Raw genomic sequence first — 14,949 nt, 5'->3', positions numbered from 1 at the left:
GGAGCACCACCATGCCCGTCACCGGTCCCGACTTCATCTCGCTCCAGGCGCGCGACCTCGCCGCTTCCCAGGCGTTCTACGAGCAGTACCTCGGCCTCGTCCGCTCGCAGACCGGACCTCCGCACGCCGTCGTCTTCGAGACGAAGCCCATCGCGTTCGCACTCCGCGAGGTCGTCCCCGGCACCGATCTCTCCTCCGTCCCACAGCCCGGCATCGGCGCGGCGATCTGGCTCCACGCCACCGACGTCCAGGCCATCCACGACGCCCTCGCCGCCGACGGTCACACCATCGTGTCCGCGCCGATCGACGGACCCTTCGGCCGGACGTTCACCTTCGCCGACCCCGACGGTTACCGGATCACTCTCCACGACCGCGTCTGACCGGGTACCACGCGACGACCAGCGCGCCGACCGCCACCACCAGCACGGCCAGCACCCGCATCGCGGTGTCCAGTGCGACGGTGAAGTCGGCGACGACCGCGTCTCGAAGCCCCGCGGAGGCCAACTCCTGTGCGGAAAGCGCCTGTTCCGCCGCCGGGACAGTGGTGGGCGCGTCGGGACCTCGCAACGGGGCCGGGAGGCCCGCGATGAACGTCTGCGTCACCACGCTGCCGCTGACCGCCACGCCCAGCGCGCTGCCCAACTCCCTCGCCAGGCTCTGCAGGCCCGAGCCGACTCCTGCCCGGTGCGCGGGCAGCGCGGACATCATGCCGTGCGACAACAGCGGCGTCGCCAGGCCGCATCCGACGGCGGTGAGGGTCGCCCCGAGCGCATACAAGGGGTACGGGGTGCTCGGGCCGACCAACGAGACCGTACCGAGACCGGCCGCCAGCACCGCGAGCCCCGACCCGAGCGTCGACCGCGGGCCGGCGCGCCTCTCCAGGGCCACCGCGCAGCGCGGCGCGAGCAGCAGCGCCGCCGCCATCGGCAGCAACCGCACCCCCGCCCCCAGCGGCGAGTAGCCCATGGCGTACTGCAAGTACTGCCCGTTGACGTAGAACAGGCCGAACATCCCCAGGAACACCAGCGCCATGCCGACCGCGCCCGCCCGCACCACGGGCACGGCGAACAGCCTGGGGTCCAGCATGGGGTGCTCGCGCCGCAGCTCACGGACCGCCCAGAGCGTCAGCAGCACCACCGCCGCCGCGAACCCGGCCAGCACCCGTGCGCTGCCCCAACCCGCCCCGGGACCGGACACGATGCCCGACAGGAGGGCGAGGAACCCGGCCGTCAGCAGGCCCGCCGACACCACCGACACCGGACGGTCGTGCCGTGGGGGCGCCGGGGAGAACACCAGCACCAGGACGAGTGCCACGACGGACAGCGGCACCACGCTCCAGAACAGCGCGCGCCACGAACCGAGTTGGAGCGCCGCGCCACCGCCGACGTTGCCCAGCACGGCCGCCAGACCCGTCATCGACGCCCACAGCGCGACCAGCCGCGGCCGACGGTGGGACGGTGCTCCGCCCACCATCAGGGCGAGCGTCGTCGGCAGCACCGCGGCGGCACCGACACCGCTCACCACCCGCCCCGCGATCACCACGCCGACTCCCGGCGCCACCGCGCACAGCGCGCAGCCGGCGGTGAACAGGCCCATACCGGCCGCCAACACCCGTTTGCGGCCGAGCCGGTCGGCGAGCGCGCCGCCCGGGATGAGCAGACAGGCGAAGACCACGACGTAGCCGTCGACCACCCACAGCACCGACTCCGCCGACGGGCGCAGGGCGCTCCGCGACAGCGCGGGGACGGCGAGGTTCACGGCGGAGACCATGCCGACGACCAGGGTGACGCACAGGCAGAGCACGGCGACGGTCAGCGGGCCGGGGCCGGGTCCGTCGGGCTCGGGCGCCGGGGATTCGAGGGCCCGGACGCCGCAAGGAGGCTCGCGAGGGAGCGCCTTCCCGTACGTGGGCGTGATCCTGCGGCCGGGGTTCATCGCGCGCCGCCTCCCGCCCGGACCAGTTCGGCCCGGAAAGCCAGCCGGTCGCCGCGGATGCGCAGGAACTCCAGGTCCACCGGCCGCCCGTCCGGCAGCCTCGTCAGGCGTTCGACGGTGAACAGTGCCGAACCGGCCGGGATGTCGAGCAGCGCGCACGTGTGCGGGTCGCCGCCCACCGCGTGCATGGTGACGCTCGCCGAGCCGAGCCGGGCGCCGATGGACTGCTCGATGAGCCCGAACAGGTCCCGCCCCGCCAGGTCGGCGGTGAGCAGCGGCTCCCCGATGTCCGCGGCCAGGTAGGTCAGGTCGAGGGAGAGCGGCACGCCGTCCAGGAGCCGCAGCCGCTCGATGTGGACCACCCGGCCGCCGACGGGGACGTCCAGCTTGCGTGCCACGTCGCCGGGCGGCCGCACCAGGCCCGCGACCCGCACCTGGTTGACCACCTCGCCGTGCGTGCCCAGCGTCTCCGCGAGGCCGGTCAGCCGTTCCAGGGTGTGCTCGAAGGGCCGCCGTACGATCACCGTGCCGACGCCCTGGCGCCGCTCGACCACGCCTTCGCCGCGCAGGACGCCCAACGCCTCGCGCACGGTGTTGCGCGAGACCGCGAAGTCGGCGATCAGCGTCCGCTCGTCCGGCAGCATGCCCGACGTGAAGGACCCGGAGGCGATCTGACGGCGCAACACCTCGGCGACCTGCCGGGCACGGTCCGCCCGGGTCCGCTGCCGGTTCCGCGGTGTCTGTGGCGCCTGCCCGGTGGACGGGGGGTTCATGGGACCTGACATCTGTCGAAACTAGGGCGCCAACGTTTCCGTGGAGTTACGCCACCTGGCCTGACCTGCGACAACGGTCGTGGCCTGCGGTGAGGCGGGGTGCGCGGACCAGTTCCGCCACCTCCCCCGCCGACCCGAACCCCTTCCTCCCCTTTCCATTTGCCGAAACCCTTGTTCCGCCTGATGGACTCCCCTAAGGTCGGCCGCCCCGGCCCGGCCGCCCCGTGCGGCCGGGCTTTCCCTGTGCAACGCCAAAGGAGCGTGCGGTGGAGAACGAGTACGCGGACGAGGGCCCCGACTTCGGCGTCGGTGGCGGTGTCGGTGGCGGTGGTGGCGCCGACGGGTCACGCGGCGTGGGACGTCGCCGTTTCGTCGTCGGTGCCGGGCTCGCCGGCACCGGTGGCTTCCTCGGTGCGGGCGGCGCGACGCCTGCGGCCGCAGCCGAGCACGATGGTCGCGATGGCCGCGACGGCCGCGGCTCCTTCGGTCCGGAGGACTTCCGCGCCCGTCGACTGCTGCTCGTACCCGACGTCGTCCTGCTCCCCGAAGGCCCCGTCAAGGACCGTGCGGTGCTCGTCCAGGGCGGTACGTTCCGGGCCGTCGGGCCGGTCCGCGAGCTCGCCGACGCGCACCGGAGCGCCAAGAAGGTGCGCCTCAAGGGCCACTTGCTCATGCCCGGCTTCGTGGACGCACACCACCACCTGACGCAGAGCTTCGGCAAGGCGCAGGCGTTCGGGCAGCCGTCGGAGATCTTCAAGACCGTCTGGGAGCCCCTGGAACACGCCCTGGACGAGAAGACGGCGCACCTCTCGGCGAAGCTCGCCGCCCTGGAGGCGCTGCGCGGCGGGTTCACCACCGCCGCCGACGCCGGCACCCGCGCGCCCGTCGACGTGGGCGTCATCGCCGAGGCCGCCGAGGAGGCCGGGCTGCGCTGTGTGCTGTCCAAGGTCGTCTCCGACGGCAAGGGCGGCAAGGAGCATTTGGAGCGGTTCCAGGACTCCCGGCTGATCCATCCCTCACTGGCGATACCCGTGCCGGAGGACGCCACCGCCGAGGTGCTGAAGAGGACCGCCGAGCTGTGCGCGGACGCCGACGCGGTCTTCCAGGTCCACGTCAACGAACACCTGGCCTCCGTCGAACGCTCCCTCAAGAGCGTGGGCCGACGCCCGTTGTCGTACCTGCACCACATCGGCGCCCTCAACGCGCACACCCTCGGCTCCCACGCCACCCTGCTCACCCCCGACGAGATGCGCATGCTCGCCGACACCGGCGCCGCGGTCAGTTACAACCCGGTGGCCAGCGCGTGGAAGGGCAACGCCGTCGCGCACGCCCTCATGTGGCACACCATGGGCATCCGCTTCGGCACCGGCACCGACGGCACCCGCGGCAACGGGTTCCGCCTGGTCGACGCGGCGGAGAGCGCCCAGCGGCTGTCGTACGGCCTGATGGCCGGGGACTCCGCCTGCGGCGCGGGCCGGGTGTGGCTCACGCACGCCACCTCGCTGAGCGCCGACGCCGTCGGGCTCGGCGGGGTGACGGGCGAGATCGCCGTCGGCAAGGCGGCCGACTTCCTCCTCGTCGACCTCGACGTACCCGAGCTCACGCCGTCGTACGACCTGTCGTGGGAGTTGGTCCGACTGGCCGGCCGCGACCAGATCAGCGCGGTCTTCGTGGACGGCAGGCTGCGCCTGTGGCACGGCTGGCCCACCGACTGGGACGGGCGTGCACTGGTCCGCGAGGCCGCCGAGACGGGGCCCGAGGTCGTGCGGCGGGCCCGGATCCAGCGCGTGGACCCGGACCCGGACCGCACGGCCCGCCGCCCGGGGCGCCGCCCCTAGGGGATCACCGTTCCCGAGCCGTTGTGCCCGCTCGGGTTCAGGCCGAACAGCGCCTTGGCCGCAGGTGCCCCGATGTCCGTCGGGTTCTGCGCGGACGACCGGGACGCCGTCAGACCGGCGGCGGCGCCGCGCAGCAGCCACACCGCGCCACCGTTCCTGACGGCACCCAAGTCCTCGCCCGGCGCGCCCGCGACCAGGTCCGCCCTGCCGTCACGGGTCACATCGAGCAGCCGTACCGAGCCGCCGAACACGTCACCGGGCTCCGCCGCACCCGGGACGTCCGCCGTGTCCTGGTGGAATGCCCGCGCCCCCTTGCCGGTGAGCCCGTCCTTGTCGCCCTTGAGCAGCACCACGGCGCCGGCCTTCGCCTTCGAGCCGATCGCCTCGCCGGGGACGCCGACGGCGAGGTCGGGGTATCCGTCGCCGTCGAAGTCCTCCCGTACGAGGCGGCGCCCCGATCGGAGACGGCCTTCGCGGACGCGGTCCTCGCGGACGCGGTGCCCGCCAGAACCGGTACGCCGAGCGAACCGGTCAGGGTCGCGACCACGGCGGTCGACATGGCGGGTCGGCGGATGCCCACGGTTTCCTCCTCGGGCGCGCACGAGGTCGGAAATGGCCGAGAAATCCCTGCGCACGGACGTGACTCGCCTCGGAGACACGCGGAAACGACCGATGGTTGTGCGCGACACAGCACGTGAACGGAGTGCTACCGCATCCGGCGGATGCGGATCGGGCCGCGGGCCTCCGCCGGGTCGACCGGCTCGCCGCCCTGCGTGATCTCCGCCTCGCCGGCCTCGACCAGGTTCCGGGCGGCGCGGCGGGCGGGCTCCATCAGCGCGCGCCAGCCGTCGTCATCCCCTTCGTAGACCGCCCGCGCGGCGTCCGAGGGACAGATCGTGGCGTCCGGCGCACGGCGGTCCAGCAACTCCAGGATGGTCTCTTCCAGGCGCCGCTCGGTGTGCTCCGCACGCTGCCGCTCGCTCTGCGTCATCACGTCAGTCTCGCACCGAGCGGGAGGCGCCGCAGAAGCTTGCACGGCGGTCACGGGCTCACAGGGGCACAGGGTCACAGGGTCACAGGGTCACAGGGTCACAGGGTCACAGGGTCACAGAGGACGGTCGTTGAGGATCTTCTGGAAGAGCCGGTGGTCGCGCCAGGCACCGTGCAGGTAGAGGAGGGACGGAGCGAGCCCGTACTCCTCGAAACCGCACTTCCTCAGCACGCGCTGCGACGCGGTGTTGTGCAGCATGGTGCCCGCCTCGACGCGGTGCAGGCCCAGTTGGGTGTCCGCCGCCGCGCAGACGTGCCGCGTGGCGGCGGAGGCGAGGCCGCGGCCCACGTGTTCGGCGTCGATCCAGTAGCCGAGGTTCCCGCTGCGGGCCGGGCCGAGCACGATGTTCGAGAGGGCCGCGTGGCCGACGATCTCGGCGCCGCTCGCCAGGACCCAGTGTGCGGACCGGCCCGCCCGGCCGTCCGCCAGCTGCACGCGGACCCGCTCGGCCTGCCCCTCCGGGGTGTAGAAGGCGGCGGGACGGTCCGGGTCCCAGGGGCCGAGGTGGTCACGGTTGCGCCGGTAGGCGCGGGCCAGCGCGTCCGCGTCGTCGAGGGTGACGGGCCGGATGAGTATGCCGTGCGCGAGATCGACCGCTCCACTGATCATGCGCCCATCGTACGAGCGGTCGACCGGGGCGCGTCAGCGCCCGCCGGCGACCCGGAGCACGGTGCCGGTGGCGTACGAGGCCTCGTCCGAGAGCAGCCAGGCGACGGCCGCCGCGATCTCGGACGGCTGGCCGGAACGTCCGAGCGGGATGCCCGCGGCGAGCTTCGCCGGGCGCTCCGGGTCGGCGTGGAACTCGGTCCAGATGACGCCGGGGGCGACGGCGTTGACGCGGATGCCGTCCCCGGCGACCTCCTTGGACAGGCCGACCGTCATGGTGTCGACGGCGCCCTTCGCGGCTGCGTAGTGGACGTACTCGCCGGGAGCGCCGAGCGTCGCGGCGGCGGACGAGACGTTCACGATGGCGCCGCCGCCGTTGGCCTTCATGTCCCGTACCGCCCGCCGGGCGCAGAGCAGATAACCGAGTACGTTCACTTCGAGCGCCCGGCGCATGCCCTCGGCGTCCGCGTCGGCGAGGGTCCCGACAGGCCCGCTCACCCCGGCGTTGTTGACCAGCCCGGTGACCGGGCCGAGCCCGGCGGCGGCGTCGAAGAGACGGTCGACGTCGGTTTCGTCGGCGGTGTCGACCTCGACGGTGACACAGCGGCGGCCCGCCGCGCGGACCGCCGCGGCGGCCTCCTCGGCGGCGCCCGCGTTCGACCGGTAGCCGATCACGACGTCGTGGCCGTCCTCGGCGAGACGGGCGCTGACAGCGGCGCCGATACCGCGGCTTCCGCCGGTGACGACGGTGACGGGGTGGTGCTGCACGGGGACCTCCGGCTCTGGGTGGCTGACTGTCGCGCCGTCCGGGCGCGGGGATCGCCCGCGCCCGGATCCGCCGTCATCCTACGAACCGGTGATCTTGGTCAGCCGCGAGCGGCTTCGTGGCCCGCCCCGGCGGCCACGCCGACCAGCGTGGTGCCCGCCGTGTCGCACCGCAGCCTCAGCACGTTCCGGTGGGGCTGCCACTGGGCGAGGCCCTTGTGGTCGCGCAGCACGCGGCGCAGGTGCTGCGGGTCGCGCGTCCACAGGACCGCGGGAACGCCACGGGTCGGGCCGAGCACGTGGAGAGCGATGCGGCCGTCGTCGGCGACGTCGTACGAGGACAGGAGCACGTCGATTGAGGTGTCACGGTTGTCGTGCGCGGGGGAATGCGTCATGGGGCGCCTCCGGAGTCGTGGACCCCGGGTTTCGCCGACCCGGTGATCCGCCGTTCCCCGTGCACGTCGCACGGGGCGGGTCGTCACCCGGGGCACCCGCGACGGAGCGGGGTGCCGTCCAGCGAGCCGGGGCTTGACACTGGAACTCGTGACCCGCCCCGACCGTAACACCTCGCCTAGCCGGCCGTCGCGGGAGTAATCGCGTCCTCCGGAGCGGCCTTCTCGGCGGGCAGGCTGTCCATGAAGGAGCTGACCGAGAAGACCGCGTTGCCGGGGCCCGCGGGGCCGTAGCCGGGCGGCGAGGTGAGGCCGTTCGCCTCCATCGTCGCGCGGTAGGCCTCCAGGAGCCGCACGTGGTACTCCAGCGGCGCGCCCTGCGGGTTCGCCTTGCCGAGCGGCGTCGTGGGCTCCGGGCACCAGGTGGTGAAGCGGGGCGTGATGCCGCGCGACATGAAGTACTGCAGACCCTCCACCGTGGAGTCGATGGCCTCGTCGACCGTCTTGAAGCCGAACGGCTCGGCCATCTCGACGCCCGCGACGAAGTTCGGGATCACGTTGCGCGGCCCGAACACCTCGGCGGAGTCCAGGATGCGGCGGTGCCACTCGTCACGGCCGACGTAGCGCTCCTTGCCGGGGCAGTACCGCTCGAACAGGTACGGGTCCCACACCTCGTAGTTCGGGTGGTAGATCCGCACTCCGTAGTCGTGGAAGCGCTGCACGTCCTCCTTGGGCAGGGCCTGGGCGACGACCTTGCCGATCCAGCGGCCCGGGAAGCGCTCCTCGATGGCCTTCGCGTACTGCCCGTAGAAGTCGGCCTCGTCCTTGCCCTGGAGCCGCGTGGTGATGGCGCCGCCGGTGAGCGTGTACGCGGTGGACGACTTGTTCGTGTCGTACTTGTCGATGATGGCGAGGGCTTCGAGAACCTCGTCCATCGGCTTCACGCCCGTGTAGGGGCGGCCCGCCGCCTTCTGCTGGCGCCAGTTGTGGTTGATGTCGCAGTACTGGCACTCCTCCTTGGCGCCGAAGTACTGGCAGACCCGGAAGACGGTCAGGTAGATGAGGTAGCCCCACTGGATGGTGGGCGCCACCTCCATCACCGACTTGCCGTTCTCCAGCGTGTGCCGGTAGTAGTCCGGCATCGGGGGCAGGCCGACGTCGGAGATCCGCGCCCCGTCCAGGTAGAGGCCGAGCACGCCGTTGTCGTCGGCGGCGACGCGGTAGGGCGAGGACGGGTTGACACGCACCGAGACGACGGTGCGGCGCAGCTCGTACGGGCCGCCGGTGAGGACGATCTCCTCCGGCGGGCGGCGCAGGGCGGCGGCGCCGAGCTCGGGGAGCGTGCCGTGGTCGAAGGAGAAGATGAAGTACGACTTCGGCTTGACCTCGCCGTTCTCGTTGTCGCTGAGCGCCGACTCGTCGAAGGCGATGCCGCCGCGCAGCAGATCCTCCTTGATCACGGCTTCCCGCGGCACGTGCGGGAACCGCTCCATGAGTGACTCGATGAGCTGGGTACGGCTCTCGCTGCGGCTTGGCATGGGCCGGGCACCTCGGATCCTGTTCGGTCGATCTGTCCAGTCCACGCTAATACCCGCCGGATCCGTTCCGGATCCGACTCCGGTCTCAGTGCGTCTCCACCGCAGGTCTATCCTGCGCGGCCCTGCCACGGCGGTCCTGTCCGGGACGCGGCACGGACACGGCGCTGACCGGCCCGGACAGGCCGGCGACTGTCCGGGACAGCCGGCTTCCGTTGCTTGACCTGTCGATGGTCAACAGTCTGTGGGGGTGCCTGGCCGGCCCGGCGGTCGCCACGGCGCGGGCCCGTCGCGTCGAGGAACAGCTCTCCACGCAATGGGCCGGACCTGAACCGGAACCCAGCCATGAAGGAGCTCACGTGCGTGCACGACCTACTCTCGTGACCGCTGCGCTCAGCAGCATGATCGCTCTCGGCGCGACGGTCGCACCCACCCATGCGGCAGCACCGGCCCCCTCCGCGAGCGTGGCGGACCAGGCACCGGACTTCACGCCGTCGAACGTGCCCACCGGCGCCCAAGCCTGCAACGCCAAGCCCACGTCGAACGGTTTGGGGGGTGCGGACGTCACACGGTCCGTCGCTCTCAGGTCCGGCCCGAGCAGCGCATGCGGCGACGTCTCCTCCAGGCTCTATGTGGGCCAACGACTCGGCGGCTGGTGCCGGTACAAGAACCCGTCCTCGGGATACTGGTGGTACTACGTCAGCAAGGGTGGCGAGGCGCCCTACGGCTGGATCTACGAGGGGAACATCTCCGGCGAGGAAACGATCCGAACGGCCTGCAATGACTACTGACACGCGCTGACAGGCGGTGCCCGCAGCCGGGAGACGGCCGCGGGCGCCGCTGCCGTTCGTCAGTCCTGTCGCGGTGCGACCGGAACCCCGCTGCGGGCCGACGCGTAGCCGGCCTCCACCACGCGCAGGGTGCGCAGACCGCCCTCGCCGTCCGCGACGGTCATCGCGCCCTCCTGGGCCCCGTACAGGAACGCCCGCAGCATCAGCTCGTCCAGGTCGGGGCCGAAGGGCACCTCGGTGCCGGTGCCCTCGCGCTCGCTGAAGCCGTGCACCTTCTGGTCGAAGGCGTCCATCTCCAGGGTGGCCCGCTCGCCCACGACGGTGAGTTCCAGGCCGCCCCAGGAGTGGTGGGAGCGGGGGTGCGACCAGCTGCAGTCGATGGTGGCGACGGCGCCGTTGGAGTACGTCACGCTGACCAGGCCGCTGGTCTCGGCGGCGACCTCGTCGGCGTACAGGAGGTTGTTGGTCTGCGCGTACACCTCGACGGGCGTCGCCTCTGCGAAGAGGTCGTCGAGCAGGTCGGCGATGTGCACGGTGTGGTCCATGAGGGCGCCGCCGCCGGAGAGGGCGGGCTCGGCGAACCAGCGGCGGGCGCGGGTCGGCATGGCGCCGTTGTTCGCGCCGGACACGGCGAGGACCCGGCCCGCCTCACCCGCCGCGACGGCCGCTTTCACGGCCGCGTAGGCCGGGCTGAACCGCACCGGGTGGGCGACGGCGAGCCGCACGCCCGCGGCCCGGCAGGCGGCGACCATCGCCTCGCCGTCCTCGACCGTGGCGGCCAGGGGCTTCTCGCACAGAACGGGCACACCGTGCGCCGCGGCGCGTTCGACGAGGGGCCGGTGCCGGGCGTTCTCGGAGCAGACGATCACCGCGTCGGGGCCCCAGGCGAAGGCTTCCTCGTACGTGTCCGCGTACGCGACCCGTGCCGCGTCCGCGACCGCGCGGCCCCGCACCTCGCCGGGTGCCGCGAGGTCCGTTTCGGGGTCGCTGCCGAGGACGTCGACGCCGGGCATGCGGGAGAGCAGGCGCAGGTAGGTCGCCGCGTGGACGTGGGCGAACGACAGGACGGCGACCTTCATCGCGTGACCTCCTCGGTGTCGGTGATCGTGGGTGCGGCACTGCTCCCGGTGAGCTCGACGACGCGGCCCGTGCGGCTGGACTCGACGGCGGCCTCCGCGATCCGCACGGCCTCTATGCCGTCGCGAGTGCTCACCCTCGGTTCCGGCCCGCCCTCCTGCCATGACGTGGCGAACTCGCGGAGTTCGGTGAGGAAGGGGCTCTCCGTCATGGGGCTGGTGGGGATGCCTTCGTTGGCGGCGCGGACACCTTGGGCGGTGATCTTGAAGCCGGGTACGGCGGTGGAGTCGTGGTGCAGGAGGCCGTCGGCTCCCGCGACGCGGAACGTCGTGCGGAACTGCTGGTCGGGCAGGCCCCACAGGCCGTTGATGTGGCTGACGGCGCCCGACGCGTGGGTGAGGACGGCCGACGCGGTGACGACTTCCGGCGGGGCGCCGGTGGCGTGTTCGACGCCGCGGGTCCGCGCGTGCACGCGGACCACGTCGCCCGCGAGCCACCGGGCGATGTCGATGTCGTGCACCATCAGGTCCATGATGACGCCGCCGGACTGGGCGGGGTCGCCGAACCAGGGCGCCCACTGGGGCCTCGCGCCGCCGCGCGTGAAGCGCAGCACGGCGAGGTCACCGAGGTCGCCGCGGGTGACGGCCTTGTGCAGGGCGGCGTACGCGGGGAAGTAGCGCACCACGTGGGCGGGGTGGAGGCGGACGCCTGCCGCGTCGGCTGCTGCGCCGATCTCCTCGGCGTCGTGGGCGGTGAGCGCGAGGGGCTTCTCGCAGACGACGTGGCGGCCCGCGGCGACGGCGGCGAGGGCAAGGGCCTTGTGGGTGGGGGTGGGCGTGCAGACGTCGACGGCACTCGCCTCGTCGAGGAGCGTGTCGAGGTGGTCGACGGCCCGGACGTCGTGGCCGCGCCCGGCGTACTCGGACGCGAGTTTCTCCGCGGAGCCGTCGACGGTGTACACGCTCACCCGGGCGCCCAGGGCCAGCCAGCCGGGCAGATGGGCACGGGCGATGCCGCCGGCACCGAGCATGCCGATGTGAAGCGATCGCATGGAGCCTCGCATGGGAGGTGCTGCCTTTCCGTCGGGGGGTGTGAGCTCCTGTGGTCAGCTCTTGGAGCCCGAGAGGGCGACGCTCTGGACGAAGTGCCGTTGAAGGAAGAGGTAGACGACCAGCATCGGCAGGCTCGCGATCAGCGAACCGGCCATCATCACCGGGTAGTTCGTCTCGTACTGCCCCTCCAGGGAGGTGAGGCCCGCGCTGATCGGCATCTTCTCCGGGTCGGTGTTGACGATCAGCGGCCACAGCAGGTCGTTCCAGGACCACATGGCGGTGATGACGGCGAGCGCGGCCAGCGCGGGCCGGATCAGCGGCAGCATGATCGACCAGAAGATGCGGAAGGACCCCGCGCCGTCGATGCGCGCGGCCTCCTCCAGCTCCTTGGGGAGCGAGAGGAAGAACTGGCGGAGCATGAACGTGCCGAAGGCGCTGAACATGCCGGGCAGGAAGAGCGCGGGCGCGGAGTTGAGCAGTCCGAGGGACTGGATGATGTCGTACTGCGGCAGGACGAGCAGGGAACTCGGCACCATCAGGACGGACAGGAAGAGCGCGAACAGGACGTTGCGGCCCCGGAATTGCATACGGGCGAACGCGTAGGCGGCCAGCGAACAGAACACGAGCTGGCCGAGGGTGCGTCCGATGGTGTTGATCAGGCTGTTGGTGAGCATCTCGCGGAACGGCAGCGCGGTGAAGACCTCTTCGAAACTCGCCCAGTTCCAGTCCTCGGGCAGGAACGTGGGCGGCACCCGCGAGGTCTCCGCGAGGGTTTTGAGCGCGGTGAGCAGCTGCCACAGGAACGGGAAGACCATGATGAGCGCGCCGAGCGAGAGCACGGCGTGGGTGGCGACGGATCCCGGGTCGAAGCGCTTCCGGTCAGGCATAGTGCACCCACCTCTTCTGGATCCGGAACTGGAGATACGTGAGGGCCGCGATGACCAGCATCAGCAGGAAGGCGAGCGCGGCGGCGGCACCTTGCGCGTTCTCGATGAACGCCCATTTGTAGAAGAGGCCGACGACGGACTGCGTATCGCCGATCGCGGGGTTCTTCTCGGCCATCATGATGTAGATCAGGTCGAACGTCTGCAGGGAATTGATCATGCAGATGACGGAGGCGAAGAAGATGGTCGGGCTGAGCAGGGGCAGCGTGATGGTGAAGAACCGGCGCAGCGGTCCCGCTCCGTCGAGTTCCGCCGCCTCGTAGTAGTCCTGCGGTATTCCTTTGACACCCGCCATGAAGATGACGAGGTAGTAACCGGTGGTGGACCACACCATCACCGTGCCGATGGCGTAGACGGCGGTGGACGGGTCGGAGACCCAGTAGTTCCGCTCGGCGCCGAACCAGCCGAGGATTTCGTTGACGAGCCCGAAGTCTCCGTTGTAGAGCCAGTTCCAGACGAGTCCGACGGCGACGGGCAGCGTCACGAAGGGGATGAAGTACAGGGCGCGGTAGACGGATACGCCGCGCAGTCCCCGGCGGTTCAGGAGCGAGGCGACGACGATGGCGACGGGCAGAGCCATCAATCCGATGACGCAGTAGATGAGCGTGTTTCCGAGGGCCTGCCAGACGGTGACGTCCTTGACGACGCGCAGGTAGTTGTCGGTTCCTATGAAGGTGTGGCCGCCGAACGCGCCGAATTCGGTGAAGCTGAAGTAGAGGGTCTGCAGGAGCGGCCAGAAGTAGAAGACGGCGAAGCCGAGGCCGAGCGGTGCGATGAACCAGTAGGCGGACCGCTGGTTGCGGGATCCGGGGCGCGTGCCGGACGCGGATGTCCGGCTGCGTCCGGCCGCCTTCGCCGCGGCCGTCGCGGGAAAGACACTCATGAGTCGCGTTCCTCCTTCAGGGCCCGGTCCATCTGCTCGCCCAGCGTGCGGGCGGCGTTCTCGATGCCGCCCTTGCCGCTGAACGCGGCGCCGAGCAGCGGGTATTGGAGGTTCTCCCAGACGGCGGTGTTCTTGGAGCTGGGGTAGGGGACCGCGTACTCCTGCATCTCGATGAAGTTCTTGAGGTCGAATTCGGGCATCGACTTGATCCAGGCGTCCTGCGTTCCTTCGTACGAGGAGATGGTGGCGCCCGCCTTCGCCTGGATCTCGGCGGCCTCGCGTCCTGCCATGAAGTGCACGAACTTCCAGGCGGCCGCTTTCTTGTCGCTCTTGGCGGAGATGACGTTCGCGAGGCCGTGGATGATGGTGGCCCTGCGCTTCCCCCTGGGGAGGACGGCGATGCCGCCGTGGTCCTTGAGCGCGGGCACGGCGTACATCTGTCCGGCCATCGCGGAGAGGTCGTAGTTCATGGCGACCTTCTCCGACCAGTAGCGCACGCGTCCGACGGACTCGACCATCGCGCTCTGCGGGGGCGACCAGCCCCGGTCGATCATGTCGGTCAGGTAGCGCATGCCGTCGATGGACCGTTCGTCGCCGAAGCCCGAGCGGCCGTTCTCAAGGACGTAACCGTCGGCCCCGCAGATGGCGGGATAGATCTTGATCTGCCGGTCCATCTCGGCGGCGAAACCGTGCACGCGCCGGCGCGGGTCGGTGAGTTCGGCCGCCGCGTCGCGTACGTCGTCCCAGGTCCAGCTCGCGTCGGGGTACGTGATGCCCGCCTTGTCGAAGAGCTGCTTGTTGTACCAGAGGCCGATGGTGTCGAAGTCCTTCGGCAACCCGTACTGCGTGCCGCGGTAGGAGTAGAGCTTCACCAGGGCCTTCGGGTGGCGGTCCACGGGGGTGGCGTCGGCCTTGATGTGCCCGGAGAGCGGTTCGAGGACGCCGTTGGCCGCGTACAGCTGGAAGTTGACGGCGTTCATCCAGAACACGTCGGGTGCGGTGCCCCCGCGCATGGACGTCTTCAAGGTCGTCCAGTAGCTCGCCCAGGGCGTCAGCTGGATCCGCACGGAGATGCGCGGATTCCGTTTCTCGAACGCGGCGATGATCTTCTCCATGCCCGGCACCTGCGCCGGGTCCCACATCCCGTACGAGAGCGTGGTCCTGCCACCGCTGTCCGTGCCGCCGCCCCCGCCGGAGCAGGCGGCGAGCAAGGGGGCCGCCACCGCCCCGCCGAGCAGAGTCCTTCTGCGCATGTGCGCCTTCGCCTCCCGATGAGTCACCGGACGCCCCACGGCCCCGCCCCGAGG

16 protein-coding genes and 1 riboswitch are annotated in these 14,949 nt (G+C 71.3%); of the genes, 3 read left to right on the top strand and 13 right to left on the bottom strand.

Annotated features, from left to right (window positions below):
* The first annotated feature begins 11 nt into the window (after positions 1–11).
* Positions 12–380: a VOC family protein gene (locus tag DEJ47_RS33615; RefSeq protein ID WP_150174838.1), complete on the top strand. Its 369-nt coding sequence runs from the start codon at positions 12–14 to the stop codon at positions 378–380.
* On the opposite strand, the gene DEJ47_RS33610 is transcribed toward DEJ47_RS33615, so the two are convergent.
* Both DEJ47_RS33610 and DEJ47_RS33605 read right to left on the bottom strand, forming a co-directional pair.
* On the bottom strand, positions 358–1,935 hold the full coding sequence (locus DEJ47_RS33610) for an MFS transporter (RefSeq protein WP_150174835.1): 1,578 nt from the start codon (positions 1,933–1,935) through the stop codon (positions 358–360). The genes DEJ47_RS33615 and DEJ47_RS33610 overlap by 23 nt on opposite strands.
* A complete protein-coding gene (locus tag DEJ47_RS33605; protein WP_150174833.1) occupies positions 1,932–2,708 on the bottom strand; it encodes a GntR family transcriptional regulator in 777 nt (258 codons plus the stop codon). Before DEJ47_RS33605 ends, DEJ47_RS33610 begins: the two co-directional genes overlap by 4 nt.
* Positions 2,709–3,220: 512 nt before the next feature.
* On the opposite strand from DEJ47_RS33605, the gene DEJ47_RS33600 reads away from it, so the two are divergent.
* Entirely contained in the window at positions 3,221–4,546 is a 1,326-nt protein-coding gene (locus tag DEJ47_RS33600) for an amidohydrolase family protein (protein WP_202456602.1), read from the top strand.
* On the opposite strand, the gene DEJ47_RS33595 is transcribed toward DEJ47_RS33600, so the two are convergent.
* The 6 genes from DEJ47_RS33595 to DEJ47_RS33570 all read right to left on the bottom strand — a co-directional run bounded on the left by DEJ47_RS33595 (position 4,543) and on the right by DEJ47_RS33570 (position 8,898).
* The gene (locus DEJ47_RS33595; protein WP_223828596.1) at positions 4,543–5,181 is read right to left on the bottom strand and encodes an FG-GAP repeat protein; all 639 of its coding nucleotides are present in this window, start codon (positions 5,179–5,181) and stop codon (positions 4,543–4,545) included. The genes DEJ47_RS33600 and DEJ47_RS33595 overlap by 4 nt on opposite strands.
* Positions 5,182–5,252: 71 nt before the next feature.
* Positions 5,253–5,537, bottom strand: coding sequence for a DUF3253 domain-containing protein (locus DEJ47_RS33590; RefSeq protein ID WP_150174826.1), 285 nt, complete (start codon positions 5,535–5,537; stop codon positions 5,253–5,255).
* A gap of 114 nt (positions 5,538–5,651) precedes the next feature.
* Complete coding sequence (locus DEJ47_RS33585) at positions 5,652–6,206, bottom strand: GNAT family N-acetyltransferase (RefSeq protein ID WP_150174823.1); 555 nt, start codon at positions 6,204–6,206, stop codon at positions 5,652–5,654.
* Between the two features lie 33 nt (positions 6,207–6,239).
* Positions 6,240–6,971, bottom strand: a complete 732-nt coding sequence (locus DEJ47_RS33580) for an SDR family oxidoreductase (RefSeq protein ID WP_150174819.1) — start codon at positions 6,969–6,971, stop codon at positions 6,240–6,242.
* Between the two features lie 98 nt (positions 6,972–7,069).
* A complete protein-coding gene (locus DEJ47_RS33575; protein ID WP_150174814.1) occupies positions 7,070–7,363 on the bottom strand; it encodes a hypothetical protein in 294 nt (97 codons plus the stop codon).
* Between the two features lie 44 nt (positions 7,364–7,407).
* A riboswitch (SAM riboswitch) is annotated at positions 7,408–7,517 on the bottom strand.
* Positions 7,518–7,539: 22 nt separating this feature from the next.
* Complete coding sequence (locus DEJ47_RS33570) at positions 7,540–8,898, bottom strand: radical SAM protein (protein ID WP_150174811.1); 1,359 nt, start codon at positions 8,896–8,898, stop codon at positions 7,540–7,542.
* A gap of 356 nt (positions 8,899–9,254) precedes the next feature.
* Between DEJ47_RS33570 and DEJ47_RS33565 the strand changes: the two genes are divergently transcribed.
* On the top strand, positions 9,255–9,686 hold the full coding sequence (locus tag DEJ47_RS33565; protein ID WP_223828595.1) for a hypothetical protein: 432 nt from the start codon (positions 9,255–9,257) through the stop codon (positions 9,684–9,686).
* 59 nt (positions 9,687–9,745) lie between these two features.
* Here the strand turns inward: DEJ47_RS33565 and DEJ47_RS33560 are convergent, their stop codons facing one another.
* The 5 genes from DEJ47_RS33560 to DEJ47_RS33540 are packed head-to-tail and all read right to left on the bottom strand — an operon-like array spanning position 9,746 to position 14,895.
* Positions 9,746–10,765, bottom strand: a complete 1,020-nt coding sequence (locus tag DEJ47_RS33560) for a Gfo/Idh/MocA family protein (RefSeq protein WP_150174808.1) — start codon at positions 10,763–10,765, stop codon at positions 9,746–9,748.
* Positions 10,762–11,814 carry a Gfo/Idh/MocA family protein gene (locus tag DEJ47_RS33555; protein ID WP_150174806.1) on the bottom strand — a complete coding sequence of 351 codons (1,053 nt, stop codon included), beginning with the start codon at positions 11,812–11,814 and terminating at the stop codon, positions 10,762–10,764. Before DEJ47_RS33555 ends, DEJ47_RS33560 begins: the two co-directional genes overlap by 4 nt.
* A gap of 54 nt (positions 11,815–11,868) precedes the next feature.
* Positions 11,869–12,702 (bottom strand): carbohydrate ABC transporter permease, encoded by an 834-nt coding sequence (locus tag DEJ47_RS33550; RefSeq protein WP_150174803.1) that lies wholly within the window; start codon positions 12,700–12,702, stop codon positions 11,869–11,871.
* A complete protein-coding gene (locus tag DEJ47_RS33545) occupies positions 12,695–13,642 on the bottom strand; it encodes a carbohydrate ABC transporter permease (protein ID WP_150174800.1) in 948 nt (315 codons plus the stop codon). The genes DEJ47_RS33550 and DEJ47_RS33545 overlap by 8 nt, the downstream gene beginning before the upstream one ends.
* Positions 13,639–14,895, bottom strand: a complete 1,257-nt coding sequence (locus DEJ47_RS33540) for an ABC transporter substrate-binding protein (protein WP_190415694.1) — start codon at positions 14,893–14,895, stop codon at positions 13,639–13,641. The genes DEJ47_RS33545 and DEJ47_RS33540 overlap by 4 nt, the downstream gene beginning before the upstream one ends.
* Positions 14,896–14,949 lie beyond the last annotated feature (54 nt).

It is taken from the genome of Streptomyces venezuelae, from assembly GCF_008642355.1.
In the GTDB taxonomy this organism is placed as follows: Bacteria; Actinomycetota; Actinomycetes; order Streptomycetales; family Streptomycetaceae; genus Streptomyces; species Streptomyces venezuelae_B.
The sequence above is the reverse complement of the archived record's forward strand: the minus strand, read 5'-3'. Positions and strand labels throughout refer to the sequence as shown.